The following is a 25,365-nucleotide window of genomic DNA, read 5'->3' on the forward strand; positions in this document are numbered from 1 at the left end:
AGAGTTCAGCCTTTCCGAGGCGGTGATGCCACGCGCGCCGACCGGTGCCTTCCGATGGTGGGAGGCAACTGCGGACAGCAGGCGGCGAGCAGGGTTGCGAGGGTGAGCAGCGCCAGGACCATAAAGCCGCTGAAGAGTTCGAGCGCGATCAACGCCGTGGCGACGATGACACTGGCGCTCAGGCTCAACAGGATGACCAGGAGGAACTGTTCGATGCGGTCCGAGTCCCGTTCGAAGTTCCGGTCCCAACTCTCCGCCGGCCCGACCGCACGGTTGCGGTTGAGGGCCGGGCCGCAGATCCGCAGGGCGGCGAAGCCCGGACCTGCCGCCAGGAACAGGGCCACGGGGGCTATTCGCAGCGGAGACGCGGCGGGCAGGGCGGTGGCGCCCATGGCGACCAGGCCCGCGGCGGGAGTCAGCAGTCGGATGGCGAGGGGGCGGTGCTTCATGAAGTCCTCCTCGTGAGGCCGGCGGCGGCATCGGTCGAACCGGCCGCGCTGTGCTCGCTGTCGTTGGTGTCCCTGCGTTGCTCTGTGTCCTCGGTCGCCTTGCGCCGGGCGGTGTCCTCCGTGTCCTCGGCCGGCTTGGTGTCCGACGGCTTGCTGTCCGCCGGCTTGGTGTCCTTGGCTGGCGGCGGTGTCGCGGGGCGCTTGAGCTCGAAGAAGACACCCGCGCTGTTGCGTCCCAACTCCCTGAAGAGCGGCGATGCGGCCACCGAACGCTCGATGCGACGCAGATCGTCCCCCGTGAGCATGCCGTTCATCTCCGAGTTGGCGATCTGGCCCCGGGTGAGCAGGAGGTACGCCTTGCCCGGTGCTTCCACACCCCCCATGTCCGACGCCAGGGTGCCGGCCGGATCCTTGACGATCTTGTCGACGTGCGTCTTGGCATCGTCGAGGAACCAGTAGTGCCCGACATCCCAGTACGAATCGTACGCGAGGGGATAGTTCCGATGTGCGGCAACGACGAGAGAGCCCTTGGGGGCCTGGTCGAACAGCTCCTGCACCAGGGCGACTTCCTCCGGCGGGAAGTAGCTGAGCCGGTCCTTGCCCGAGTAGCTGGGTACGAACAGTGCCGTCAGGACCACCAGCACCACGGCGGGCACCACGCCGTAGCGCAGACCCCCCACGGTGGTCGGCCGCCCCTGGCCCGCCGGTTCGGCCGCCAGCGGTTTGGGCACCGGCAACAGGGCCGCAGCCGCGAAGAAGCAGAGCGCCGGGAGCATGAACATCAACACCCGGAAGATCATTTCGCTGCCGTAGCCGTTGGCGATGGCGAGCATCGGGGGCATCACGGCCAGCAGCAGCAGCGGTCGGGCCCGATGCCTCAACAGCTTGCCGCCCCGCACCAGACCCACGGCCGCCAGCAGGACCACGGCCGCGGACAGCAGCCGCGCGGCCCAGGACGCCACCAGCGCACCCGTACCCGTCGGTTTGGAGCCGTAGCCCCGCTCCAGGTTGTCGGCGACCTTGCCGAAGGAATTGATCATGTCGGGGACCGCTTCCTTCAGGAACGGCAGCGACGCGGTCAGATTCCAGGACATGAACACCAACATCAGGATGATCAGCAGCGTCCAGTCGCGATAGCGCCGCATCAACAGCAGCGAACCGAGACTGACGGCCAGCATCACCGGCGTCAGTTGGTGGGCGATCACGATGCCCGCGATCAACGGCACCAGCAGCGCGGTCCACACCATCTGTCGCGAGCGGCGTCCCGGCGCCCTGCGCTCCGCCCTTCGCAGGGCGACCGCGATGACACCGAGGTGCAGGGCGAAGGCGAGCGACTGGGGCGAGTAGTAGTCCTGACCGACCCAGTTGGCGACGTAGAACAGCCAGACCGCGGTCCAGATCAGCCGGCGGTCCTGGGTGAAGGTCCGGTAGATCAACAGCAGCGGGGCGAGCAGCAGCAGACTGGAGAACAGCGGCCACCACGCCATGAAGGACGCCGCGGTCTCCGCGCCCGTCAGCTTCACCAACGCGGCCTGCGCCGTGAAGAATCCCGGCCACTGGTCATAGACGGCCATGTCGCCCAGCTCCGCACCGCGCTGGAGCCGACCCGCGTCGATCAGGTGGTCGATGACCGCGTCGTGCTTCCACGCCCAGGCGTAGAGCGGGGTGGGATAGACGACCGCCTGCGTGGCGCGTTCCATCACCAAGAGGCCCACGGTGTACGCGAAGGGCCACCAGTTGCTGCGCTGGGGATCGCGTACGACGACCCAGAAGCCGACCGTCAGCGTGGCGAGCCCCACCCAGAAGATCACGGGGAGTTCGGGCACGAGCCCGTAGTCGGTGAGGTTGGACGGGTCGGTGAGCGCCATCGCCACCGCCCACAGCACCAGCCCCACGACCAGCGGAGCCGCCATCTTCAGCAGCTGGGGCCAGCGGACGCGCTCGGTGACCGCGGCCCGTAGACCGGCCACCGACAGGTTCATGGTCGCCTGGTCGTCCAGCGCGGAGCCGGTACCGGCCGCCGCCCTCCGGGCCTCCGCCATTCTGAGGTCCGCGACGGCGAGGGCTAGCGTCGACTCGTTCAGTGACTCGTCCGACGACTTCCCGGGCGACTTCCCGGGCGACTTCCCCGGCGACGTTCCGGGCGGCTTGTCGAAGGAGGTGCTTCCCGCCCGGTTGGCCGCCCGCTGGCGGGCCGCCTCCTGAACCGCCTTGTGCGCCTCCCGCAGATCGGCGACGGAGAGCGCCATGGTCGACTCATTGGGCCGTTCGTCGCCCGTGTCCGCCGCTTTCCGTTCGGCGTCCGCGCGCTGCTTCTTGCGCAGATCGGCGACGGAGAGCGCCATCGTGGACTCGTTGGGGCGTTCCTCGTCGGTGTCCGCCGGCTTCCGTTGGGCGGCTGCGCGCTGGGCCTTGCGCAGGTCGACCACGGACAGGGCCATGGTCGACTCATTGGGCCGCTCCTCGGCGGCCACTCCCTCCGACCGGCCGGTAACCGACTGGGACGGGCTGCTTCCGGACGCGGACCGGTCGTCGGCGGACTTCGGCCGGTCGTCCGCCGAATCCGAGCTGTCCTTCCCCGATCCGGACCGGTCGCCCGCCGATGCGGGTGGGGTCGCCTGCGGCTGCTCCTCCGCCTTCGGGTTGCCCTCCGCTTCTGTTGCCGCCCCCCCTGCTGCACCTGCTTCTCGTGCCACACCTGCTTCTCGTGCCACACCTGCTTTTTCGTCGTGCCGTTCCGCCGACGCCTTCTGCGCCTTGCGGAGATCCACGACGGACAGGGCCATCGTGGACTGGTCCTGTACGGGGGCGTCACCGGGCTCGTCAGGGACACGCTCGCCAGGGGGCGCCACGGATTTCCCGCTGTCAGTGGCTGGTTGTTGCACGGTTCACCCCAGGTAGCTCAGTTCCTTGACGGCGTTCTACGCGCCGCGCGTATCCAGATCAGTGCCAACGCCGCACAGGTAAGGATCAGCTGAAGCGGCAGTGCCACGGGTGCCAGCGGGCGCTGGAGTGCCCAACCACACACTGCGAGCAGCCACAGGACCCCCCACTGGGCCGGTACCGGAAGCGCCAGGCCACGTGCCAGCGCCAGTACCGCCACCAGGCAGAACAACTGGCAGACGGTCGGCAGCCAGCGCAACAGGGGCTCGGTGCTCTCCATCCCCCCGGCCGATGCGAGGAAGCGCGCCAGTGTCTCGTACCACGCGCCCTCCACCGGCTCCGGTTCCCAGCCGAGCACCGCCGGAGCGCTGTGCAGTGCGGCGAACGTCGCCAGCATTCCGGCGCCCAACAGCCATGGGCGCGGGCGCAGCAGCGAGAGCGCGGCACTGTGCACCACGATCAGGAGCACGCCCGCGGTGAGGGTGATGGGCGGCAGCGCCTTCATCAACTCGGTCCCGGAGAGTTCGCCCCCGGTGACGTCCGGGGCCCGGAACAGCGGCACCCAGAACAGTACGGTGGCCAACCCCAGCAGCAGCCAGAGCGTCAGCGCGATCCGACCCTCGGCCACATCGCTGACCGACACCTGGGACGCGGCCGTCCGCTGCTGCGTCGCCTGTTGCGCAGTCCGGTCCGGGACGTACATGGGGATGCCGAACGCCGGTGTGGCGGTGTCGTCGTGCACACCGCGCAGATACGCCGTCTGACGCGCCCAGTCCTCGCCGTACTCCTTGGCGTACTCCTCCGCCGCCGCCTCGCGGCGCTCGGCGGCCTTGCGGGCCCAACTGGTGCCGTACTCGACGTCCGGCTCGGTGTCCTTGCGCAGGGAGCGGGCGAGGCGGCCCAGCACCTTGGCGGTCCGCGACGGCGCGGGCTCACGGCCGACGAGCGTGGCCCGCAGACCGGGTGCGGAGACGACGGCCATCAGCAGCATCGAACCGAGCATCGCCCAGCCCGCGCCGGAGATGCCGACCGGGCCGAGCAGCATCGCGGCACTGCCCAGCACCAGCGCGCACATGGTGCCCTGGAGCGCGGCGAGCATTCCGGTGCGGCCCTGGACGCGCAGCACGCCGATGTACAACTCGACGGCGACCCGGGGCAGTGCGGCGGCGGCCAGCAGCCGGAGGACGGTGGTGCCGTTCTCGGCGTACGCGGCCCCGAAGGGCGCCAGGATCAGCGGTGCGAAGAGGACCAGGAACAGTACGACCGGCACCAGCAGCAACGCCATCCGGCGCAGTGCTCCGCGGACGCCCGCGGCGAGCGTCTCGGGGCTGTGCGAGGCGTGCGCGGTGAGCGAGGAGGCCATGTTGATGGCCATGAACTCCATCGTGCCGCCGACGGTGTACGCGATGTAGAAGAAGCCGTTGTGTTCGGCGTCGAAGTTGACGGCGACCATCACCGGCAGCAGGTTGATCATCGCCAGTGAGAACAGCGAACCCACCGAATCGCCGGCGAGGAACCGACCGATCTCCTTCATCCGCGGCGGTTCGCGGTCCCGGTCGGCAGCCGCCTGCTGGGGTATCAGCTTGCGGAAGATCAGCCAGGCCAGCGGCAGCACCGACAGCACCATGGCCGCCGCCCAGGACACGAAGATCCCCAGCACGGGCAGGGTGGCGGCGAGTGCGGCGAGCAGCAGGAGCTTCCCGACCGAGAAGACCGCATTGCCCACCGGTACCCACACGGCCTTGCGCAGACCGGTGAGCACTCCGTCCTGGAGGGTCAGCAGGGCCCAGCCGACACAGGCCGCGATGAAGAAGAGACCGGGCCCGACGCCGTCGAGGGGTTCGTAGGAGGGGCCCCACAGGTCGAGCGTGAAGAGGAAGACGACCGAGGCCAGACAGACCACGAGGGAGCTGGCCAGATAGGTGCGCCACACCAGTGGTCCGGTGGCGCGTCCGGCGCGTGGCACGTACCGCACCACCGCGCCGATCATGGTGGTCGCCGTGATGGAGGCGAGCAGTCGCATCGCGGCGATGGCGGCTGAGCCCTCGCCGACGGCGTCCTTGCTGTAGTAGCGGGCGGCGACGAGCCAGAAGCCGAGGCCCAGTCCCGCCGAGACTCCGGTGGAGAGCATCAGCATGTAGGCGTTGCGGAACATGGAGTCGCCGCTACCGCCGTCGCCCTCCGCCGCCGGCTCTCCCTCGGCCGGCCCCGCAGCCGCGTCGGGGGGCTGTGGATCGTGCACGTCGTACGGGCCCGGATCGTCCGGGGCATCCCCGGAGCCGGGTTGGGACGGCTTGCGCAGTCGGGTGATGTCAGCCACCGGTCTCGCCCTGGGAGGCGGGATGTCCCGCCGCGGTCCTCGGGTGCGGCGCTGCGGTGTTCCGTAGGCCCGTCGCCACTTCGGTGGTCCGGCCGGTGTCGCCGGAGGGCGCCTGATCGTCGGCCGGGTCGGGAGCGGGTGGCGCCGGTCGTATGCCGGACCGGTGCAGTATCGATATGACCTGGTCCGCGCGGAGCGGGTCGACGGGCAGTGCGTGCCGTGCGAAGTACGTGGCGCTCTCGGGCGACGGCGAGGGGTCGGTGAACGCCTCCCCCGCATAGGTGTCGAGCGGCGGGTCGTAGAGGTATCCGGTGGTGATCCGGTGTCGGGCGAGCGCCGTCATGGCGGCCGTCCGGTCCTCCACGAGCAGCGGTACGCGAAAGAGGGGCTGGTGGGGGCCCGAGTGGGGGGCCGCCCAGCGAGAGGCGGCGAGTCGTTCCGTGCCGCGGCGACAGGCCGTCAGCCGGGGTGGCAGTCGGTCGAGCAGGCGCTCGGTGCGCCGTAGGCGCATTCCGCCCGGGCTGAGTCGATAGTCGTGCATGTCCACGCGTATCCAGGAGTCGAAGTCGTCGAGCGCGGGGGCGACTGCGACGGCGTCCTTGAGTTCGCCGGGCCGCAGTGCCATTCGGATGTCCTCGCGCTCCTCAAGGCCGAGCAGCCTCAGGGCGGTCCGGGCCGCTCCCGTGAGCCGTAGTCCCCGCACACCGGCCTCGGCGTACGGTCGCAGGCCGTAGGCCAACTCCGCCGTCAGCCGGGTCGGCTTCAGGAGTTCGTCCCGGGCCCGCTCAAGTGTCCCTCTCAGCGCCGGATCGGCGACGGCGAGGAAGCCGCCCGTTTTGGCTCCCGTGTGTTTGGAGAGGCTGAAGACGGACGCGTCACCGAAGCTTCCCACGGGCTGGCCGCCGACTTCACTGCCTATGGCGTGTGCGGCGTCCTCAAGGAGGGGGATGCCGAGTCGGTCGCAGCGGGCGCGCAGTTCGGGCGCGGGGTCGGGATTTCCGTACAGATTGGTGGTGAGCACGGCGGACAGACCGGACCACACGGACGCGGGCACGGCGTCGACGTCGATCGAGGCGTCGTCGGCGCGCAGCGGAGCCTGCACCGGGCGCAGTCCGGCGGCGAGGACGACGAAGAAGATCACGTCATCGTTGACGGGCGACATCAACACCCGTCCGCCCGGCGGGCACCAGTGGCGCAGCGCGATGTAGAGCCCCAAACGGCATGACGGCACATACAGACATTCTCTGCCCAGGCGTCGGCGCATCAGCTCTTCCAGTGCTGAGTACGCGGACGGGCAGCCCTCCCCAAGAGCCATTATTGTCCCCCCATTGTTGCGGGCTCAATGGGAACCGATCCGGCCAGCGCCGTCAACACGAGGAAGGGCCCCTTCCGCGGGGGAAAAGGCCCTGTCTCGGGAGGTGGTGAGGGGGGTGCTCACTCATCGAGTGTGAGCCCTTTGCGCAGCTTGGCAAGGGTGCGGGAGAGCAGTCGCGACACATGCATCTGAGACAGGCCCAGTTCTTCGCCGATGTCGGACTGTGTCATGTTTGCGACGAAACGCAGGGAGAGAATTTTACGGTCCCGTGGCGGAAGGGTTGCAATCAGCGGCCTGAGGGATTCGATGTACTCGACGCCTTCGAGTCCGTGGTCCTCGTAGCCGATGCGGTCCCCGAGGGTGCCCTCGGTGTCGCCGACGTCCTCGCCGTCCGACTGGGCGTCCAGGGAGGCGGCGGTGTAGGCGTTGCTGGCGACCATGCCCTCGACGACCTCGTCCACGCCGATGCCCAGATGGGCGGCGAGTTCGGCGGTGGTCGGGGCGCGGTCGAGCCGCTGGGAGAGTTCGTCGCCGGCGCGGGCGAGTTCGAGGCGCAGCTCCTGGAGTCTGCGCGGGACCCGGACCGACCAACTGGTGTCGCGGAAGAAGCGTTTGATCTCACCGACGATCGTCGGCATCGCGAAGGTGGGGAACTCGACGCCGCGGTCGAGGTCGAACCGGTCGATCGCCTTGATCAGGCCGATCGTGCCGACCTGGATGATGTCCTCCATCGGCTCGCTGCGGGAGCGGAAGCGGGAGGCGGCGAACTTGACCAGTGCCAGATTGAGCTCGACGAGCGTGTTGCGGACGTACGCGTACTCGTAGGTGCCTTCTTCGAGGCGCTCCAGTCGGGCGAAGAGGGTCTTCGACAGGGCTCGCGCGTCCAGCGGTGCCATCTCGTCGAACGGGGGGGTGCCGGTGGTGCCGCCGATCTCCGTGGCCACGGGGGCTTCGGCCTCGTCGAGTTCCGCGCCGTCGGCGGCTTCGGCCCGGGCGGGTCGTCCGGGGAGCTCCACCAGGGCGGTGCTGACGCGGGGCGCGGCGAGTGTGTCGGGGTGGCTGGGGGTATTCGGGGTGGGGGCTGACATGGGTCTCCTCCATCGTGCTCGGCACAAGGCTGCCGATGCCTCTACATGCGCTGCGGTGAGCGGCGCCTCCAAAGCCGTCGTGGGGGTTGGTTCTCGCGGTCCCTTCCAGACCTACCCGTTCCCCGGGGGGCGTTGCAAGTGTCAAATGTTCGAAATGCTTGGTTTGTTGGGAAGTCCTGCTGGCCGAGCCCCGTGAAGGAGGCGTAATGTTCGAGGGGAGCCGCCGTGACGAGTCCCATGACGTCGCGGTGGTTCCGCACCGGGAACCACCGGCCCGACATGCGACGCCCCGCCGCCTCACGGACTCACGGCGAAGGGCCGCGGGCGGCGGCGAAGGGTCGTGGCACACGCCACGCCCGATGCCGCACAACGGACGGCGGTATTCGGTGACGCAGCTCACACGAGTGACTCGAATGACGTGAATTGCTCGCATTGCTCGATTCACGACTTAGACGACTTGCACGGCTCATACGGCGAAGTAGGGACGGACATGGATCGCGGGACGGTCGGTAGCGCGAATCGTGGCCGACTTCAGGTCGAGGTTCGGACCGAGGGCGGCAGTGAAGTGGTGCGGCCGGCGGGTGAATTGGATCACCACACCGCCGACCTGCTGAGCGTTCCTCTGGACGAGGCGCTCGCCAAGGGGCGGTCACGCCTGGTCGTCGACTGCTCCGCGCTGGAGTTCTGTGACTCCACCGGGCTCAATGTGCTGCTCGGTGCTCGACTGAAGGCCGAGGCGGCCGGGGGAGGGGTCCATTTGGCCGGCATGCAGCCCGTTGTGGCGCGGGTGCTGGAGATCACCGGAGCAGAGGCTGTCTTCACCGTGCATGACACGGTTGAGGACGCTCTGGCGAGCTGAGTGCCCTATGCGGTGGATGCGGCGCATGTGCCGTCCGCGCTGTGAGATCCGCTTTCGGCGTAGTGAGTGTTGTCACCACGCGACAGGGCAGGAGAACTCCCGCGGGGCCACGCGAAGGTCCGCCGTCCGGCACTCTGAACCTGTGTACGGCGGCGCCCTGGGGCGCGGCGGTCACGCTGACCTGATGAGATACGAACGCAAACTGGTGAATCGGTGAGGTGAAGCGCTGATGAGCACCACCCGGCCGCAGCAGCCGGGCGACCTCGGCCCCGAGTCGGAGGACGTCGTTGGCGCTGCTTCCGGCGTACCCGGTGGGCGGGTGCGCACCCTGGCGCTGGGCAGCGCCAGCGGCATCGTTCCGCTCGCCCGGGACTTCACGCGCCAGGCGCTCTACGACTGGGGCTGGCTCCCCGCCGCCACCGCCGATCGCCGTGCCGCAGCGGAAGACGTGCTGCTGGTCGTCTCGGAACTGGTCACCAACGCCTGTCTGCACGCCGAAGGCCCCGAGGAGCTGAAGGTGGGCTGCGACGGCAAGGTGCTGCGGTTGGAGGTCTCCGACCGCGGCGCAGGCCAGCCCGCACCCCGTACCCCGCACCGCGCGGGCCGTCCCGGCGGTCACGGCATGTTCATCGTGCAGCGCCTCTGCCTCGACTGGGGCGTCGTACGGGTGCCCGGTGCACCGGGCAAGACGGTCTGGGCCGAGTTGGCCGCACCCGCTTGATCCCCGCCGTCCGGTCCGGGCGGCGTACGTCTGTTGTGGAGCACGCCGGGGCGGCGTGCTCTTTCGGCTTTCCCGCCGCGTTCCCCCCTGGAGCGCACCGCCGACGCCAGCACGCACGCCGGCCTGACCGTCCGCGAGTTCCTCACCACCCACCAGCACGCGCCGATTGTCCGCCTTGTACCGGAACGGTCGCTTCCGTCGCTGGTCCGCGGACGGACACCCGGGGAGGCACCCGGCCCGTCACCCAACCCAAAAAAATGCACCAGTGGAGCAGGCCGCCGGCCGTACTACGGTCGGGGCATGACTACTCTCGCGTCCGACACCGGTGTGGGTCCCCTGCTGAGGGGCTGGCGGGAGCGGCGGCGGGTCAGCCAGCTCGAACTGGCCCTGCGCGCCGACTCCTCGGCCCGGCACATCAGCTTCGTCGAGAACGGGCGTTCCCGCCCCAGCGAGGAGATGATCCTGCGGCTCGCGGAGCACCTGGACGTCCCCGTACGGGAACGCAACGCGCTCCTGCTCGCCGCTGGTTACGCCCCCCGGTACACCGAGACGTCGTACGACGACCCCTCCATGGGCGCCCTGCGCGAAGGACTCCAGCAGCTGCTCCACGGCTACGAGCCGTACCCCGCGATCGTGGTGAACGGGGTCTACGACGTGGTCGCGGCCAACCTGGGGATGACCAGGCTGCTGGAGGGGGTCGCCGATCATCTGCTCACGCCACCGTTCAACGGGATCCGCATCGTGCTGCATCCGGAAGGCATGGCCCCGCGGATTCTGAATCTCCGCCAATGGCGTTCCCATCTGCTGCACCAGATGGAGAGCCAGATGTCCCTGGTGCGTTCGGACCCGCTGCGCAAGCTGTACGACGAGGTGGCCTCGTACCCCTTCCCCGACGGCCATCCGGACCACGGCCCGGGAGGGGCCGACGCGTCGGGCGACCCGGGCCCCGGACCGGCGATGCCGTGCTTCGCGCTGCCGCTGCGGATCGCGCACCGGGGACAGGAGCTGTCCTTCGTGTCGTCGATCTCCACGTTCAACACCCCGATGGACGTGACGGTCGCCGAGCTGGCCATCGAGACCTTCCTCCCGGCGGACGCGGCGACCGTCGACCACCTGCGTTCCCTCAGCGCCTGATTCCGGACCCGGCCCGCAGCGCACCCCAGTAGAGACCGGCGAGTCCGGCGGGCACGAGGGCCTGGAAGACGATCCAGACGGTGCCGACGGCGCTCGGGTCCAGCCAGAGGAAGGGAGCGGCGAGACTGGCGGCGGTCCATGCGAGATTGACTTCGATCACCACCTTGACCGCACCGGCGGGCGGCTCCCTGCGGGCCGCGATCAGGGCGACACCGATGGTGAAGAGGACGAGGAAGGCTCCGCTGCCGAGGAGGACGTCCGGGTCCACCCCGAGCAGTCGGCCCACCGGGCCGGAGGCGGCGAGGTAGACCGCCGCGGTGGGGGCGGTGACCACGGCGTCGACGGTGAGGAAGCGGCGCAGCATCGTCAGGGGCTCGGTGGTGCGGGCGATGCCGGTCAGGAACGTTGCGGACACGGTGTTCGGCCTCCTGCGGAGTCGTGACATCGGTGCGGGTCCCTGAGCTCGGGACCCCCGAGGGGGCCGGCCCCCGGACGGAGTGCGCCGCCCGGGTTCCGGTGGGGCAAGGCTGCATCCAGGGGCGGGGCCTCGTCGATTACGCGGGAGGTAATGGGGGTGCGGGCCACCACCCCACCACCTTGACCCAACCCATAGGGGCACCCCGCCGTCCGAGGATCCCCGGTCGCCTGCGTGTGCACCCCGGGGACCTCGGGTCAGAGCATGCGTCCGTGGACGTCCCAGCCGTGCTGGTCCATCTCGCGTGCCGCGGCGAGACGGCGACGACCGACGGGGTGGTCCGCGGTGAAGTTGACGATGGCGACCCAGAACCGGCTGATGTGACGGGTGTCGTTGGCGATGTAGTCGTCTATGTCCATCTTCTGGTAGGTGCGCTTGCCCGCGTAGAGGAGCGACAGCGAGCGGGCCGCGGTGCCCTCGGTTGCCATCGCCGCGCCGATCCGGTCGGCCGAGTACTCCTGGGACCGGCTCAGGGTCTTGCTGAGGAAGACGATGCGCAGTGCCGAGGCGAGGATCACCCGCCGGAAATTGACGTGCCCGAGCCTGATGTGCCCGAGTTCGTGCGCCAGAACGAATCGGATTGTCTCCTGGTCCCCGAGTTCGTAGAAGGTGTCGACCAGATCGCTGTAGACGACGACGTACGTCTTGTGCACGGTGCGCTTGGCCGAGTAGGCGTTGAGGACGCCGTTGCCGTTCGTGATGTAGAGCCGTGGAGGCTTCGACAGACCGATCTTCCGGGACAGTTCCGTGAAGATCGCGTACAGCTCCGGGTACTGGTGCTCGTTGACCTCGACGGCGTCCACGGCCGTCTTCCAGAACTGGTACCTGACGTAGAAGACCAGCATGACCGGAAGTGTGAGCACGCTGGTCACCAGCCCGGACAGCCAGCCCGGCAGCTCCTGGTGCGCCAGCAGGAGCGCGATCGCCGTGAGCAGCCACACGGCGGTGGCCACCGCCCCCGCGGCCACCATGGGCAACTCCGCGCGGTGGCGGAACCGGTTGACCTCGTGGAGTGCCTGCTGCGACTCGACCGCCATCTGACTCACTCTCTCCTCATGGCCCTCGATATGAGGGAACGTTTCTTCGATAGGGATACGGGTACGGCACACGGAGCGCCGAGACAAGATCGTCGTCCCCTGTATCCGGTCACCGCCGCGCTTCCCCGCGCGTGCGTTGGGCCGACCACGAGAAGACCGCCCTCCGGAATCTCCGGGGGCGGTCTCCTACGCGGTCGGGCTTCCCATGGGTTACGGGATCATCTGCGGGCGGTCGGCATCCATCCGCCCGCAGGGCAGCTCGAAGGGGGGTTAGTTCACGCCACCCATGAGCGGCTGCACCCTGCGCCGCCACATGAAGATGGCGACACCCGCCAGTACGGCGACCACGCCCTGACTGGCGAACCAGCCCTGTGTGTCCGTCGATGCCCCCAGCAGTTGCAGCAGAGCGATGACCGAGTTGCCCGCCGTCATGGCGAGGAACCAGACACCCATCATCTGGGACGCGTACTTCCGCGGTGCGAGCTTGGTCGTCAGCGACATGCCCACCGGAGAGAGGCACAGCTCACCCACGGTCTGCATGAAGTAGACGCTGACCAGCCACATCGGCGAGACCTTCACATCGCCCGTGGCCACGCCCTGCGCCACCATCATCACGAAGAAGGAGCCGCCGACCATCAGCAGGGCGAACGCGAACTTCGACAGGGTGCTCGGCTCCTTGCTCCGCTTGTACAGCGCGACCCAGAGCATGGCGAACAGCGGTGCGAGCGACATCACGAACAGCGGGTTCAGCGACTGGAACCAGGTGGTCGGGAACTCGAAGCCCAACAGGGTCGCCTCGGTGCTCTCCTTCGCGAACAGCGCGAGCACCGAACCGGTCTGGTCATAGATCGCCCAGAACGCGGCGGCGGCGACGAAGAACCAGATGTAACCGGACATCCGGGAGCGCTCGACCTGGGTCAGCTCCTTGTCGCGACGGATCTTGAACAGGTACCACGCGGGCAGCAGCAGACCGAGGATCGTCAGCGGCCACAGCACCCAGTCCACGGTGAAGGCCCCGGTCAGCCCCACGATCGCATAGGCGGCTGCGGCGATGCCGACCCAGATCAGGCCCTTGCGCAGCAGACCGGAACGCTCCTCGGCGGACGCCGGCGAAGGGATCTGGTGGGACTCCGGGCTCAGGTGCCTGAAGCCGAGGAAGAAGAAGACCAGGCCCAGTGCCATGCCGACGCCGGACATCGCGAACGCCAGGTGCCAGTCCACGTTCTGACCGACCGAGCCGATCGTCAGCGGCGCGGCGACGGCACCCAGGTTGATGCCCATGTAGAAGATCGTGAAGCCGCCGTCACGACGGGGGTCGTTCCGGTCCGGGTAGAGGTGGCCCACCATCGTCGAGATGTTGGACTTCAGCAGCCCCGAACCGGCCGCGATGAACGCCAGTCCGACGAAGAACATCGCGTCCACCGGCACGGCCAGCATGAAGTGGCCGCTCATGATGATCACGCCGGCGATCGCGGTCGCCTTGCGCGCTCCCCACAGGCGGTCACCGAGCCAGCCCCCGGGGAGGGCGAGCAGATAGACCATCGCGTTGTAGACGGAGTAGATCGCGACCGCCGTCGCCGTCTTCATGCCGAGTCCGCCATCGACCACTTCCGTGGACAGGTAGAGGACGAGCAGCGCCCGCATTCCGTAGAAGCTGTACCGCTCCCACATCTCGGTCATGAAGAGGAAGGCCAGTCCGCGGGGGTGGCCGAGGAAGGTCTTCTCGGTGCCGGTGGAACCGGCGGAACCAGTGGGGGCCTTCGTCAGGCTTGACGCCATGGTCGATCCTTGCGTGCTCGGGACGCACCGCTTCGTGAGCGGTCGAGCGCCCGGTGGGGGTGGCCGGCACCGGTGACGAGACTGCCCCGCCCCACGCCGAGGGGCTGCTCCGGCTGGGATGGCCGCAGGCGCAGGGACAGTACGCACCGGGATCCACGCCCCGAATGCGTCGTCGCGCTCGGGGCCCGGCCCACAGGTCATTCACTGTCTTCGAACCCGGTATTTCCGGCTTCGAGCACAGAAAGAGACCCTTGGATTCACTGCCGCGCTCACTGCTAGCTGCTTGCGCGCAGGCCAAAGGTCTCCGTGTAGTGCTACAGGCGTAATCGACACCATACGACACGACACAACACAAAACGAAAGCGCTGGAGAGGCGGATCGCAGGCGATCTTGCAACCGCACGCGCTCATTCCAAGGTCTTCAGCAAGATCTACGCATAGACCCGCAGGGGTTCCGCATCGCACCCCGGTTCGAACGCGTTGCGGACTACCATCACTCCATGACGCGTGTACTGCTCGCCGAAGACGACGCATCCATCTCGGAGCCCCTGGCTCGCGCGCTGCGCAGGGAGGGATACGAGGTCGAGGTGCGCGAGGACGGACCGGCAGCGCTGGACGCCGGACTCGCGGGCGGTGTCGACCTGGTCGTCCTCGATCTCGGGCTGCCCGGCATGGACGGTCTGGAGGTCGCCAGACGGCTGCGGGCCGAGAAGCACACGGTTCCCATTCTGGTGCTGACCGCCCGCGCGGACGAGGTGGACACCGTGGTGGGCCTCGACGCCGGCGCGGACGACTACGTCACCAAGCCCTTCCGGCTGGCCGAACTGCTCGCCCGCGTCCGGGCGCTGCTGCGCCGCGGTGCGACCGAGCCCGCTCCTCCGCCGGCCACGCACGGCGTGCGCATCGACGTCGAATCGCATCGGGCCTGGATGGGCGACGAGGAACTCCAGCTCACGGCAAAGGAGTTCGATCTGCTGCGCGTCCTGGTCCGTGACGCCGGCCGGGTGGTCACCCGCGACCAGTTGATGCGCGAGGTCTGGGACACCACCTGGTGGTCGTCGACCAAGACGCTCGACATGCATATCTCCTGGTTGCGCAAGAAGCTCGGCGACGACGCGGCGAACCCCCGCTACATCGCCACGGTCCGGGGCGTGGGCTTCCGCTTCGAGAAGAGCTGAGCCGCACCCGCGTGATCCGATCTGGCGGGTCGGGCGGTCGGGATCTGGCGCCTGATGGGCAGAGCCACCTCGCACGGGGCGGGGGCACAGCCCGAGGAGCACCACATGGCACCGACCGCACCGGACTTCGGTCCGGACATCGACCCCTACGCGCTGTACGAGCCCCAGCGCGACTGTGACCCCACGGCCAAGCCGGGAGTCGTGGAGTTCCGCGATCTGGTGCTGGCCGCGTACCCCGGCACGACCAGTCTGGGGATCACCCGGGCCTGCGGCAGCGGCGGCCAGAGCGAACACAAGGAGGGCCGGGCCTGGGACTGGGGCGTCAACCTGGCCGGCCAGGAGCATCTGGCGGACGACCTCATCGGCTGGCTGCTGGCCACCGACCGGCACGGGAACGCCCATGCGCTCGCCCGCCGCTTCGGCATCATGTACATGATCTGGAATCGCCGGATCTGGATGGCGAACAGGTCGAGCGCCGGATGGCAGCCCTACCGCGGCAGCAGCCCGCACACCGACCACATCCACTTCAGCTTCGGCTGGGCCGGCGCCCGCAAGCAGACCACCTGGTGGACCGGGGGCCAGGGGCCCGGGTGGGTGCCGCGCGTCAGTGTGGGCGTCCCCTCGGTGGTCGACACCGGCACCGGAATGGTGATCTTCGGCGTCGGTCCCGATGGCGGCGTCGTCCACCGCTGGCAGAACGCCCCGGGAGGCGCCTGGTCGGCGTGGACCGGGCTCGGCCGACCCGCACCCGGGGCCGTGGGCCGCCCCCATGCGCTGGTCGGCCGCTACGGCAAGCTCGCCGTCTTCCTACGGGGGGAGGACGGCGGGCTGTGGCACACCTGGCAGTCGGAGACCGGCGCATGGGCCCCGGACTGGGTCTCCCTGGGCGGCCGTCTGGCGGGTGATCCTTCGGTGGTGTTGAGTCCGAATGGTTCGTTGTCGGTGTTTGCTCGTGATCCTGGGGGTCGGGTGACGCATACGTGGCAGCGTGGGGCTGAGCACGGTCATGCGTGGAATGTGGGTTGGGTGGATATGGAGGGGGCTGTGGTGGGGCGGCCGGTGGTGTTGGTGGGCCGGGATGGCGGGATGGTGTTGTTTGGTCGGGGGGTGGATGGTGGTCTGCATCATCGTTGGCAGTCGGGTACGGGTGGTCCCTGGTCCGCGTGGACCCCTCTGCACGGCCGTCTGGCGGGTGATCCTTCGGTGGTGTTGAGTCCGAATGGTTCGTTGTCGGTGTTTGCTCGTGATCCTGGGGGTCGGGTGACGCATACGTGGCAGCGTGGGGCTGAGCACGGTCATGCGTGGAATGTGGGTTGGGTGGATATGGAGGGGGCTGTGGTGGGGCGGCCGGTGGTGTTGGTGGGCCGGGACGGTGGGATGGTGTTGTTTGGTCGGGGGGTGGATGGTGGTCTGCATCATCGTTGGCAGTCGGGTACGGGTGGTCCCTGGTCCGCGTGGACCCCTCTGCACGGTCGACTCACCGCCGACCCCTCCGTCGTACTGGGACCGTTGGGCGGACTTTCGGCCTTCGGCCGGGACCCTGAAGGCCGCGTGACCCACACCTGGCAACGCGGCCCGGAACACGGCTTCGCGTGGAACGATCGCTGGGTCGACATGGAGGGCGCCCTTGCCCCCGACGCTGTCCTTCCCGCCTCAGCCGAGGCCACCAGTCCGGTCTGAGCCGCCCCGCCGCCCCGCTGATCTGACCGACCCGGTCTGAGCCGCCCCCGGCCGGACCGACCTCGACCGAACAGACACCCCGTCCGGATCCAGCCGGGCGGGGTGTCCGGCCGGCCCTCCAGCCTCTGCCGGTGCCTTCCGCCCGTCGCCCGCCCCCCTCCGGCCTCCGCGTCCGCCATCGGGGGCGTACTGCGCCGAACGGGCGAGGGGTGATCGTTTCCGCACGTCCGACAGGTGGGCCAGGACGAGCACACGGGGTAGTCCCCCGGCGTCCCCGCCCATCCGGGACCCCCGAAGGACAAGGAGCCCCCGTGCGACCCCGTACCTCAGCCGCCGTAGCCCTCGCCGCGCTCGCCCTCGTGGTGCCGCTCGCCTCACCGGCCGGCGCGGCGGTCGGCAACTTCCACTACCGGTACACCGGTCTGAACGGACAGCCACAACAGGGCGTGCTCGTCGATCCGCCCAGCCAGCGGTGCGTCGTCATCCCCGAAGCGGCCAACCCGGGCTCCTCGTCGCCCGCGTTCGGCCCGCGCAACGACACCGGCTCGGTCGCCATCGTCTACACCGAGCCCGACTGCACTGGGGAGTCCTTCCGACTGCGCCCCCACGGTGAGCAGACCACCGACCGGCTCCAACTCCGCTCGGTGATCTTCAGCTGAGCGAACGGGAGCCCGCCCGCCCCGGCGCGCGCCACCCCCAAGGCGCGCGCCGGGGCTTCGCTCACCAGGGCGTACCCAAGAAGTGCCCTCAGGAGGGCAAAGATCCGGGAGGGCCGCGCGCCGGCGCATAGGCTCAAGGAGCCGTCACCCCACCCCGGAGGGCCCCTTGCGCCGACGACTCATCAACTCCACGCTCGCCGTCGTCCTGGTGGTGATCGGCGTCTTCGGCGTCTCGCTCGTCCTCGTCGAGACCCGCACGATCACCAGCAGCGCAGAGCAGAGCGTCAAGGCCGAGGCCCTTCGGCTGGCGAACATCGTGGACAGTCGGATCATCGGCGGGGAGCCCCTCAACAGCGCCGTCCTCGCCAAACAGGTCGGCGGCGGACGGTACGTACGGATCGAGATCCCGGGGCGGCCCGACATCGAGGTCGGCGACCGGCCCCGCGGCAGTGTGATCCGCAGCGAGACGCAGGGGCAGCGGGAAGAGACCGTCATCGTGGAGGAGTCCCGCTCCTCCATCACCCGCGAGGTGGGACGCACCCTGCTCATCATCGGCACGGTGGCGCTCGTCGCCGTGATCGCGGCGATCCTGCTGGCCGTGCGGCAGGCCAACCGGCTCAGCTCCCCGCTGACCGACCTCGCCGAGACCGCGGAACGCCTGGGCTCCGGCGACCCTCGCCCCCGCCACCGGCGCTACGGGGTGCCCGAGCTGGACCGGGTCGCCGACGTCCTCGACGCCAGCGCCGAGCGGATCGCCCGGATGCTCACCGCCGAACGCCGACTCGCCGCCGACGCCTCGCACCAACTCCGTACGCCGCTGACCGCCCTGTCCATGCGCTTGGAGGAGATCTCGGCCACCGACGACCCCGAGACGGTGAAGGAGGAGGCCAACATCGCGCTCACCCAGGTGGAGCGGCTCACCGACGTGGTCGAACGGCTGCTGACCAACGCCCGTGACCCCCGTACCGGCTCCGCCATCGTCTTCGACCTCGACGAGGTGGTGAAGCAGCAGATCGCCGAGTGGCGCTCGGCCTATCGCAGCGCAGGGCGCGCCCTGGTCTGCTCCGGGAAGCAGGGGATGCGCGCGGTCGGCACCCCCGGCGCGGTGGCCCAGGTGCTGGCCGCGCTCATCGAGAACTCACTGATGCACGGTGGGGGGACGGTCGCGCTCCGTACGCGGGTCACCGGCAACCAGGCGGTGATCGAGGTGACCGACGAGGGCCCCGGAGTCCCGGGCGAACTGGGGGCGCGAATCTTCGAGCGGGCCATCAGCGGCCGTAACTCCACGGGCATCGGACTGGCGGTCGCCCGCGACCTCGCGGAGGCGGACGGCGGACGGCTGGAGCTGTTGCAGCAGCACCCGCCCGTGTTCGCGCTCTTCCTCAGCAGGGTGGCCCGCAAGCGCAAGGACAGCTATCTGACCGTACGGTGACGAACGCCCGCGGTCGCCGGCCGCGCGGACCCACAACGAACGCTTGCGGTCGCTAGCTGCGCGGGCCCACGGCGTCCGGCTCGGCTGAGCGCGCGCCCTGGTCCAGCCGCTCCAGCTCCAGTTCCTCCTCCAGGGAGGGCTCTAGCGCACGATCGATGGCGGCGTCCAGACACGCCTCGCCCTGGGGCTTCAGGGCGCCGTACGCGGGATCTGCGGATGCGGGCGCCGGCTGTTCCGGCGCTCGCTCGGGCAGATCACGGAACACCCAGGTCCGGTACGACCAGAACCGGAACAGCGTCGCGATCCCGATGCCGAGGAACTTGAACAGATTGCTCTGCAACGAGCTGTCCCAGCCGAAACCGTACGTCGCCACGTACAGGATGCCGTTCTCGATGACCAACCCGACCAGGCTGAACACCAGGAAGAGCGACAGCTCGCGCGTACGTCCGCTCTTGTCGCGGTCACGGTAGGTGAAGTACCGGTAGCCGAGGTAGTTGGTGATGATGGCGACCGCGTTGGCGATCAGCGATGCGCGCACCACCGGGATCTCGGTGGTCGCGCGCACCAGATTGAAGACCGCCAGGTTGACGACGACACCCGCGCCACCCACCGCTCCGAACTTGGCGACTTCGCGCAGGAGCTGTTGGAGCTGCCCGCGCAGCGCACCGCCTCGTTCACTCATAGTGAGAGTCCAGCCCCATCAGATCGGTGTCGTCAACCCAGTCATGCTAACCACCCTTGCGTGCTCCCGCCCGGGGACGCCCGTGATGGTGTGGCGAGGCGGTGACACGCCCGTTCGGCGTTCGGGTGCGACAGATACCCTATAAGGGTGACGTTCCCGGTAGTCGGCATGGTCGGTGGCGGTCAGCTCGCCCGTATGACCCACGAGGCGGGCATCCCCCTCGGCATCCGTTTCAAGCTCTTGAGTGACACCCCGCAGGACTCTGCGGCCCAGGTGGTCAGCGATGTCGTCATCGGCGACTATCGCGATCTGGGCACGCTGCGTGAGTTCGCGCGGGGCTGCGACGTGATCACCTTCGATCACGAGCATGTCCCGATCGAGCATCTGCGTGCCCTGGAGGCAGAGGGCATCCCCGTACGGCCCGGACCTGCTGCGCTGGTCCACGCCCAGGACAAGGGCGTGATGCGCGCCCGGCTGATGGAACTGGGCGTGCCCTGCCCGCGCCATCGGATCGTGACCGATCCCGCCGATGTGACGGCCTTCGCCGATGAGGTCGGCGGCTTCCCCGTGATCCTGAAGACCGTGCGTGGCGGGTACGACGGCAAGGGCGTCTGGTTCGTGCGCACCGCGGCCGACGCGGCCGACCCCTTCCGCGCGGGCGTGCCCGTGCTCGCGGAGGAGAAGGTCGACTTCACCCGGGAACTGGCGGCCAATGTCGTCCGCTCCCCGCACGGCCAGGCCGTCGCCTACCCGGTGGTGGAGTCCCAGCAGGTCGACGGCGTCTGCGACACCGTCATCGCCCCCGCGCCCGACCTCGACGAGGAACGTGCGGGGCAGGCCCAGCAACTCGCCCTGAAGATCGCCGCGGAGCTGGGAGTGGTCGGCCACCTCGCCGTCGAGCTGTTCGAGACACCCGACGGCCGCATCCTCGTCAACGAGTTGGCGATGCGCCCCCATAACTCGGGCCACTGGACCCAGGACGGCGCGGTGACCTCGCAGTTCGCCAACCATGTGCGGGCCGTGCTCGACCTCCCCCTCGGAGATCCGCGCCCCCGCGCCCCCTGGACGGTGATGTGCAACGTTCTCGGCGGCGACTACCCCGACATGTACGCGGCGTATCTGCACTGCATGGCCCGCGACCCCCAGCTCAAGATCCACATGTATGGCAAGGACGTGAAGCCCGGCCGCAAGGTCGGCCACGTCAACACCTACGGCAACGACCTCGCGGATGTCCGCGACCGCGCCCGCCACGCAGCCGACTACCTCAGAGGAACGATCACCGAATGAGCACTCCCGCACCCGGCCCGCTCGTGGGCATCGTGATGGGCTCCGACTCCGACTGGCCCGTCATGGAGGCAGCGGCCCAGGCCCTGACCGAGTTCGAGATCCCCTTCGAGGTCGACGTGGTCTCCGCACACCGGATGCCGCGCGAGATGGTCGCGTACGGAGAGCGGGCCGACGCCCGCGGCCTGAAGGTGATCATCGCGGGTGCCGGGGGAGCGGCCCATCTGCCGGGCATGCTCGCCTCCGTCACCCCGCTGCCCGTCATCGGCGTGCCCGTACCGCTGAAGTACCTCGACGGCATGGACTCGCTGCTGTCGATCGTGCAGATGCCCGCGGGCGTGCCCGTCGCCACCGTCTCCGTCGCCGGTGCCCGCAACGCGGGACTGCTGGCCGCCCGCATCCTCGCCACCCATGACACCGAGCTGCTAAACCGGATGCGCGAGTTCCAGGACGAGCTGAACGAACAGGCCACCGACAAGGGCAAGCGCCTGCGCGCCAAAGTCGAAGGCACTGCTTCCTTCGGCTTCGGGAAGTAAAGACGACATGCCCAACGCTACGGACGACCCGCACGGCAACACCGACGACCGGGAGGCAGCCGCCGACATCAAGGAATCCGCCGACATCAAGGAATCCGCGGACATCAGGGAGCCCGAGGACGGGGAGGGGATCGTCCTCGCCGACGCCCCCGACCCCACGCATCTGGCCCGTGCCCTGGAACTGCTCGGGGACCACCCCGTCGTCGACGGGCACAACGACCTGCCGTGGGCCCTGCGCGAGAAGGTCCGCTACGACCTCGACCGGCTCGACATCTCCGCCGACCTCACCGGCAGCCTCCACACCGACCTGCCCCGGCTGCGCGCCGGCAAGGTCGGCGCCCAGTTCTGGTCCGTCTACGTCCGCTCCGGAATGTCCGGCGACGACGCGGTGAGCGCCACGCTGGAGCAGATCGACTGCGTACGCCAACTGCTGGCCCGCTACCCCGCCGAACTGGCTCCCGCGCTGACCGCGGCGGACATGGAAGCCGCCCGGGCCGAGGGCAGGATCGCCTCGCTGATGGGAGCGGAGGGCGGCCACTCGATCAACAGCTCGCTCGCCACCCTGCGCGCACTGTTCACCCTGGGCGTGCGGTATCTGACGCTCACCCACAACGACAACGTCCCCTGGGCCGACTCCGCGACCGACGCCCCGGGCGTCGACGGCCTCTCGCCCTTCGGCCATGAGGTCGTCCGGGAGATGAACCGCCTGGGCATGTTGGTGGACCTCTCCCATGTGGCGCCCTCCACCATGCGCGACGCCCTCGCGACGTCCACGGCCCCGGTCGTCTTCTCGCACTCGTCGGCACGGGCGATCTGTGACCACGTCCGCAATGTGCCCGACGACGTGCTGGCGCTGCTCCCGTCCAACGGCGGGCTGGCGATGGCCACCTTCGTACCGAAGTTCATCCTGCCCGAGGCGGTCGACTGGACCCTGGCCGCCGACGAGAACCTCCGCAGGAACGGCTTCCACCCGCTGGACCTGTCCGCGGAGGCGATGAAGCTCCATGCCGCCTTCGAGGACGCCAACCCCCGTCCGATCGCCACCGCCCACACGGTCGCGGACCACCTCGACCACATGCGCGAGGTCGCGGGCATCGATCACGTGGGGATCGGCGGCGACTTCGACGGCACGGCGTTCACCCCGGCCGGGCTCGACGACGTCGCCGGCTATCCGAACCTGATCGCGGAGTTGCTGCGCCGGGGCTGGTCCGAAGTCGATCTGGCCAAGCTGACCTGGGGCAATGCGGTACGGGTCCTCGGGGACGCGGAGTCGGTCGCCCGCGACGAGCAGTCCCGCAGGGGGCCGTCGCTGGCCACCATCGGCCAACTGGACGGCTGAACGACAGTGGGGGCGGGCCAGCCGCCCGCCCCCACCGCGCCGATCGTGCGGAGCCGTGGTCGCCCCCGGACCGCCACGACTACTCGGGCACGGCGTCCGCGGGCTCTGCGGCCCCGGCGCCCGGCTGATCCGAGTCGGCGACCAGCTCCGCGATCTGGATCATGTACGCGTACGTCGAAATCCGGTTCCGGATCCTGATGAAGTAGGAGCGGTCGGAGACCCGGAACACCTCTCTCCGTCGAACCTTCACCCGGTCGGTGAAGGTGTTAGCCACGCTCAGCAGGGCGTCCAGCGCCTCGTCCTCGGTGCCCTCGACCTCCCGGGCGATCTTGGTGTCGCAATTCATGGTCGAGACACCCTGCAACGGGGTGGCCAGGACGATCCATCTGCTCATGGTGGTTGCGGTTCCCCTCGTACGGTCCCTTGCGAACGACCCCAGTCTGCGCCTTCACCGCCGATCGCGCAGCCGGCAAATCGCTTTCCAGGAAGGTCACTTGGCGGGCCCCGCCGCGCGGCCGAGGGGTAGCGCGGGCTCAGTCGACGCAGAGGCAGAACGGATGCCCCGCGGGGTCCGCGTAGACCCGCCACTTGCGGTTCTCGGTGCCGTCCAGCAGGGTCGCGCCCCACGCCAGCACCTCCCGCTCCGCCGCCGCCAGATCGGCCACCGTCAGATCGATGTGGATCTGCTGGGCACCGGCCGGCGACGGCCACGGCGGTGGGACATGGCCCGGAGCGAGTTGAAAGCTGAGCGGTACTGCCGAGGAGCCGGTCAGATCCACCCAGTCGTCGCCGTCCACGGTGATCTCACCTCCCAGCAGTCGTTGGTAGAAGCCCGCGAGTGCGACCGGGTCCGGACAGTCGAGGGCGACGGTGCGGAGCGTGGCGATGGCCATGGGTTTCTTTCCTCTCGTTCGGTGAACGACGGCCCGTTCGGCGAGCGACGGCCTCACGGTCGTCAACGCGGCGATTCAGCCGGTCCCCGTCCTGCCGTGGGCGCCGGGCTGATCCGGCACCTCGGCCGTCGGGGAACCGGGTGTCCCGAAGGTGATGCCTGCCCCGGTTCCCCGGTGTCGAACGGGAGGATCAAGCCGTCGGACGCCCCATCGCGCGGTACGTCCAGCCCGCCTCGCGCCACTTCGCCGGGTCGAGTGCGTTGCGCCCGTCCAGCAGGATGCGTGACGTCGTCACCCCGCCCAACTCCGCCGGGTCCAGCTCGCGGAACTCGCGCCACTCCGTCAGGTGCAGCACCGCGTCCGCGCCGCGCACCGCCTCCAGCGCCGATTCCGCGTACCCGAGCGTCGGGAAGAGCCGCCGGGCGTTCTCCATGCCCTTCGGGTCGTAGACGGTGATCTGGCCGCCCTGGAGATGGATCTGACCGGCCACGTTGAGCGCGGGGGAGTCGCGCACGTCGTCCGAGTCGGGTTTGAAGGTCGCGCCCAGGACGGCGATCCGCTTCCCGAGGAAGGACCCGCCGCCCACTGCCTCCCGGGCCAGCTCCACCATGTGCCCGCGGCGGCGCATGTTGATGGAGTCGACCTCCCTCAGGAAGGTGAGCGCCTGGTCCACGCCCAACTCGCCCGCACGTGCCATGAAGGCCCGGATGTCCTTGGGGAGACAGCCGCCCCCGAAGCCGATCCCGGCCCGCAGGAACTTGGAACCGATCCGCTCGTCGTGGCCGATGGCCTCCGCCAGCTTCACCACATCGCCGTCTGCGGCCTCGCAGACCTCGGCCATCGCGTTGATGAAGGAGATCTTGGTGGCGAGGAAGGAGTTCGCCGAGGTCTTCACCAGTTCGGCGGTGGGGAAGTCGGTCACCACGAACGGCGACCCCTCGGAGATCGGCGTGGCGTACACCTCACGAAGCAGCATCTCCGCCGTCCCGCTCGCGACTCCGGCGACGATCCGATCGGGGCGCAGGGTGTCCTGCACGGCGAAGCCCTCCCGCAGGAACTCCGGATTCCAAGCCAGCTCGACGCCTTCGGGAGCCCGCTCGGCCAGCAGCGTCGCCAGCCGTGCCGCACTACCGACCGGCACGGTCGACTTGCCGACCACCAGGGCGCCGCGCTTCAGCCGGGGGGCGAGCGAGGCGAAGGCGGCGTCCACGTAACTCATGTCGCAGGCGTACTCGCCGTGCTTCTGCGGGGTGTTCACACAGACGAAGTGGACGTCGCCGAACTCGCCGACCTCCTCCCAGGAGGTCGTGAAGCGCAGCCGCCCGCTGGATCCCTCGATCCCGGCGACATGCTTGGCCAGCAGTTCTTCCAGACCCGGCTCGTACATTGGCACTCTGCCGGCCGACAGCATCTCGATCTTCTCGGGTACGACGTCGAGCCCCAGCACCTCGAAACCCAACTCCGCCATGGCAGCGGCATGGGTCGCCCCGAGGTAGCCGGTGCCGATCACGGTGATCTTGAGGGCCATGGGTGCTCCAAACAGCTCTGAGGGACGCGACCCGAGCATAGTCGGGCACCTCCGAGGGCAGCTTTGCCCCTGTCGCGTAGCTCACGTACGCCTGG

The 25,365-nt window shown here is 69.3% G+C and carries 22 protein-coding genes; 10 read left to right on the forward strand and 12 right to left on the reverse strand.

Annotation, left to right across the window (positions count from 1 at the left end; all coding sequences use genetic code 11):
* Positions 1 to 5 precede the first annotated feature (5 nt).
* The 5 genes from ABZ348_RS23025 to ABZ348_RS23045 all read right to left on the reverse strand — a co-directional run bounded on the left by ABZ348_RS23025 (position 6) and on the right by ABZ348_RS23045 (position 8,055).
* Entirely contained in the window at positions 6 to 449 is a 444-nt protein-coding gene (locus tag ABZ348_RS23025; RefSeq protein WP_358935887.1) for a hypothetical protein, read from the reverse strand.
* Positions 446 to 3,235: a hypothetical protein gene (locus ABZ348_RS23030; RefSeq protein ID WP_358935888.1), complete on the reverse strand. Its 2,790-nt coding sequence runs from the start codon at positions 3,233 to 3,235 to the stop codon at positions 446 to 448. The genes ABZ348_RS23025 and ABZ348_RS23030 overlap by 4 nt, the downstream gene beginning before the upstream one ends.
* Positions 3,236 to 3,351: 116 nt before the next feature.
* Positions 3,352 to 5,652, reverse strand: a complete 2,301-nt coding sequence (locus tag ABZ348_RS23035; RefSeq protein WP_358935890.1) for an oligosaccharide flippase family protein — start codon at positions 5,650 to 5,652, stop codon at positions 3,352 to 3,354.
* Positions 5,645 to 6,916, reverse strand: coding sequence for a DegT/DnrJ/EryC1/StrS family aminotransferase (locus tag ABZ348_RS23040; protein ID WP_358935979.1), 1,272 nt, complete (start codon positions 6,914 to 6,916; stop codon positions 5,645 to 5,647). Before ABZ348_RS23040 ends, ABZ348_RS23035 begins: the two co-directional genes overlap by 8 nt.
* Before the next feature lie 170 nt (positions 6,917 to 7,086).
* Positions 7,087 to 8,055, reverse strand: a complete 969-nt coding sequence (locus ABZ348_RS23045; RefSeq protein WP_358935891.1) for an RNA polymerase sigma factor SigF — start codon at positions 8,053 to 8,055, stop codon at positions 7,087 to 7,089.
* A 490-nt stretch (positions 8,056 to 8,545) separates the two neighbouring features.
* Here ABZ348_RS23045 and ABZ348_RS23050 point away from each other — a divergent pair, with 490 nt between their 5' ends.
* The 3 genes from ABZ348_RS23050 to ABZ348_RS23060 all read left to right on the forward strand — a co-directional run bounded on the left by ABZ348_RS23050 (position 8,546) and on the right by ABZ348_RS23060 (position 10,769).
* Positions 8,546 to 8,914 carry an STAS domain-containing protein gene (locus ABZ348_RS23050; protein WP_358935893.1) on the forward strand — a complete coding sequence of 123 codons (369 nt, stop codon included), beginning with the start codon at positions 8,546 to 8,548 and terminating at the stop codon, positions 8,912 to 8,914.
* Positions 8,915 to 9,143: 229 nt separating this feature from the next.
* On the forward strand, positions 9,144 to 9,635 hold the full coding sequence (locus ABZ348_RS23055; RefSeq protein ID WP_358880030.1) for an ATP-binding protein: 492 nt from the start codon (positions 9,144 to 9,146) through the stop codon (positions 9,633 to 9,635).
* Positions 9,636 to 9,935: 300 nt separating this feature from the next.
* Complete coding sequence (locus ABZ348_RS23060; RefSeq protein ID WP_358935895.1) at positions 9,936 to 10,769, forward strand: helix-turn-helix transcriptional regulator; 834 nt, start codon at positions 9,936 to 9,938, stop codon at positions 10,767 to 10,769.
* On the opposite strand, the gene ABZ348_RS23065 is transcribed toward ABZ348_RS23060, so the two are convergent.
* The 3 genes from ABZ348_RS23065 to ABZ348_RS23075 form a co-directional block, all read right to left on the reverse strand.
* A complete protein-coding gene (locus ABZ348_RS23065) occupies positions 10,759 to 11,184 on the reverse strand; it encodes a hypothetical protein (protein WP_358935897.1) in 426 nt (141 codons plus the stop codon). The genes ABZ348_RS23060 and ABZ348_RS23065 overlap by 11 nt on opposite strands.
* A gap of 257 nt (positions 11,185 to 11,441) precedes the next feature.
* On the reverse strand, positions 11,442 to 12,281 hold the full coding sequence (locus ABZ348_RS23070; protein ID WP_358935899.1) for a M48 family metallopeptidase: 840 nt from the start codon (positions 12,279 to 12,281) through the stop codon (positions 11,442 to 11,444).
* A gap of 270 nt (positions 12,282 to 12,551) precedes the next feature.
* Positions 12,552 to 14,060 (reverse strand): oligopeptide:H+ symporter, encoded by a 1,509-nt coding sequence (locus ABZ348_RS23075; RefSeq protein ID WP_358935901.1) that lies wholly within the window; start codon positions 14,058 to 14,060, stop codon positions 12,552 to 12,554.
* A 499-nt stretch (positions 14,061 to 14,559) separates the two neighbouring features.
* Between ABZ348_RS23075 and ABZ348_RS23080 the strand changes: the two genes are divergently transcribed.
* The 4 genes from ABZ348_RS23080 (at position 14,560) to ABZ348_RS23095 (ending at position 19,008) form a co-directional block, all read left to right on the forward strand.
* Entirely contained in the window at positions 14,560 to 15,237 is a 678-nt protein-coding gene (locus ABZ348_RS23080) for a response regulator transcription factor (RefSeq protein WP_250920445.1), read from the forward strand.
* 105 nt (positions 15,238 to 15,342) lie between these two features.
* Positions 15,343 to 16,917 (forward strand): hypothetical protein, encoded by a 1,575-nt coding sequence (locus ABZ348_RS23085; RefSeq protein ID WP_358935903.1) that lies wholly within the window; start codon positions 15,343 to 15,345, stop codon positions 16,915 to 16,917.
* 311 nt (positions 16,918 to 17,228) lie between these two features.
* Positions 17,229 to 17,576: a hypothetical protein gene (locus ABZ348_RS23090; protein ID WP_358935904.1), complete on the forward strand. Its 348-nt coding sequence runs from the start codon at positions 17,229 to 17,231 to the stop codon at positions 17,574 to 17,576.
* Positions 17,577 to 17,742: 166 nt separating this feature from the next.
* Positions 17,743 to 19,008: an ATP-binding protein gene (locus tag ABZ348_RS23095; RefSeq protein ID WP_358935906.1), complete on the forward strand. Its 1,266-nt coding sequence runs from the start codon at positions 17,743 to 17,745 to the stop codon at positions 19,006 to 19,008.
* Between the two features lie 52 nt (positions 19,009 to 19,060).
* Here the strand turns inward: ABZ348_RS23095 and ABZ348_RS23100 are convergent, their stop codons facing one another.
* Entirely contained in the window at positions 19,061 to 19,690 is a 630-nt protein-coding gene (locus ABZ348_RS23100) for a GtrA family protein (protein ID WP_358935908.1), read from the reverse strand.
* A 147-nt stretch (positions 19,691 to 19,837) separates the two neighbouring features.
* On the opposite strand from ABZ348_RS23100, the gene ABZ348_RS23105 reads away from it, so the two are divergent.
* Genes ABZ348_RS23105 through ABZ348_RS23115 form a run of 3 tightly spaced genes read left to right on the forward strand, consistent with a single transcriptional unit; the run spans position 19,838 to position 22,849 of the window.
* Positions 19,838 to 20,977 (forward strand): 5-(carboxyamino)imidazole ribonucleotide synthase, encoded by a 1,140-nt coding sequence (locus tag ABZ348_RS23105; protein ID WP_358935910.1) that lies wholly within the window; start codon positions 19,838 to 19,840, stop codon positions 20,975 to 20,977.
* Positions 20,974 to 21,510, forward strand: coding sequence for a 5-(carboxyamino)imidazole ribonucleotide mutase (gene purE / locus ABZ348_RS23110; protein WP_358935911.1), 537 nt, complete (start codon positions 20,974 to 20,976; stop codon positions 21,508 to 21,510). The genes ABZ348_RS23105 and purE overlap by 4 nt, the downstream gene beginning before the upstream one ends.
* Before the next feature lie 7 nt (positions 21,511 to 21,517).
* Entirely contained in the window at positions 21,518 to 22,849 is a 1,332-nt protein-coding gene (locus ABZ348_RS23115) for a dipeptidase (RefSeq protein ID WP_358935913.1), read from the forward strand.
* A 79-nt stretch (positions 22,850 to 22,928) separates the two neighbouring features.
* On the opposite strand, the gene ABZ348_RS23120 is transcribed toward ABZ348_RS23115, so the two are convergent.
* The 3 genes from ABZ348_RS23120 to ABZ348_RS23130 form a co-directional block, all read right to left on the reverse strand.
* Positions 22,929 to 23,243, reverse strand: coding sequence for a hypothetical protein (locus tag ABZ348_RS23120; protein ID WP_358935915.1), 315 nt, complete (start codon positions 23,241 to 23,243; stop codon positions 22,929 to 22,931).
* A 139-nt stretch (positions 23,244 to 23,382) separates the two neighbouring features.
* The gene (locus tag ABZ348_RS23125; RefSeq protein WP_358935917.1) at positions 23,383 to 23,742 is read right to left on the reverse strand and encodes a VOC family protein; all 360 of its coding nucleotides are present in this window, start codon (positions 23,740 to 23,742) and stop codon (positions 23,383 to 23,385) included.
* 190 nt (positions 23,743 to 23,932) lie between these two features.
* The gene (locus ABZ348_RS23130) at positions 23,933 to 25,270 is read right to left on the reverse strand and encodes a UDP-glucose/GDP-mannose dehydrogenase family protein (RefSeq protein ID WP_358935919.1); all 1,338 of its coding nucleotides are present in this window, start codon (positions 25,268 to 25,270) and stop codon (positions 23,933 to 23,935) included.
* Positions 25,271 to 25,365: the final 95 nt, after the last annotated feature.

Source organism: Streptomyces sp. NPDC005963 (genome assembly GCF_040638655.1).
Classification (GTDB): Bacteria; Actinomycetota; Actinomycetes; order Streptomycetales; family Streptomycetaceae; genus Streptomyces.

What these genes read in the sequence shown, in the direction of transcription:
- ABZ348_RS23075 (WP_358935901.1), bottom strand. Translation starts at nt 14,060, where the DNA reads ATGGCGTCAAGCCTGACGAAGGCCCCCACTGGTTCCGCCGGTTCCACC.
- ABZ348_RS23060 (WP_358935895.1), top strand. Translation starts at nt 9,936, where the DNA reads ATGACTACTCTCGCGTCCGACACCGGTGTGGGTCCCCTGCTGAGGGGC.
- ABZ348_RS23080 (WP_250920445.1), top strand. Translation starts at nt 14,560, where the DNA reads ATGACGCGTGTACTGCTCGCCGAAGACGACGCATCCATCTCGGAGCCC.
- ABZ348_RS23125 (WP_358935917.1), bottom strand. Translation starts at nt 23,742, where the DNA reads ATGGCCATCGCCACGCTCCGCACCGTCGCCCTCGACTGTCCGGACCCG.
- ABZ348_RS23130 (WP_358935919.1), bottom strand. Translation starts at nt 25,270, where the DNA reads ATGGCCCTCAAGATCACCGTGATCGGCACCGGCTACCTCGGGGCGACC.
- ABZ348_RS23085 (WP_358935903.1), top strand. Translation starts at nt 15,343, where the DNA reads ATGGCACCGACCGCACCGGACTTCGGTCCGGACATCGACCCCTACGCG.
- ABZ348_RS23070 (WP_358935899.1), bottom strand. Translation starts at nt 12,281, where the DNA reads ATGGCGGTCGAGTCGCAGCAGGCACTCCACGAGGTCAACCGGTTCCGC.
- ABZ348_RS23030 (WP_358935888.1), bottom strand. Translation starts at nt 3,235, where the DNA reads ATGGCCCTGTCCGTCGTGGATCTCCGCAAGGCGCAGAAGGCGTCGGCG.
- purE (WP_358935911.1), top strand. Translation starts at nt 20,974, where the DNA reads ATGAGCACTCCCGCACCCGGCCCGCTCGTGGGCATCGTGATGGGCTCC.
- ABZ348_RS23100 (WP_358935908.1), bottom strand. Translation starts at nt 19,690, where the DNA reads ATGAGTGAACGAGGCGGTGCGCTGCGCGGGCAGCTCCAACAGCTCCTG.
- ABZ348_RS23045 (WP_358935891.1), bottom strand. Translation starts at nt 8,055, where the DNA reads ATGTCAGCCCCCACCCCGAATACCCCCAGCCACCCCGACACACTCGCC.
- ABZ348_RS23120 (WP_358935915.1), bottom strand. Translation starts at nt 23,243, where the DNA reads ATGAGCAGATGGATCGTCCTGGCCACCCCGTTGCAGGGTGTCTCGACC.
- ABZ348_RS23025 (WP_358935887.1), bottom strand. Translation starts at nt 449, where the DNA reads ATGAAGCACCGCCCCCTCGCCATCCGACTGCTGACTCCCGCCGCGGGC.
- ABZ348_RS23050 (WP_358935893.1), top strand. Translation starts at nt 8,546, where the DNA reads ATGGATCGCGGGACGGTCGGTAGCGCGAATCGTGGCCGACTTCAGGTC.
- ABZ348_RS23055 (WP_358880030.1), top strand. Translation starts at nt 9,144, where the DNA reads ATGAGCACCACCCGGCCGCAGCAGCCGGGCGACCTCGGCCCCGAGTCG.
- ABZ348_RS23115 (WP_358935913.1), top strand. Translation starts at nt 21,518, where the DNA reads ATGCCCAACGCTACGGACGACCCGCACGGCAACACCGACGACCGGGAG.
- ABZ348_RS23040 (WP_358935979.1), bottom strand. Translation starts at nt 6,916, where the DNA reads ATGCGCCGACGCCTGGGCAGAGAATGTCTGTATGTGCCGTCATGCCGT.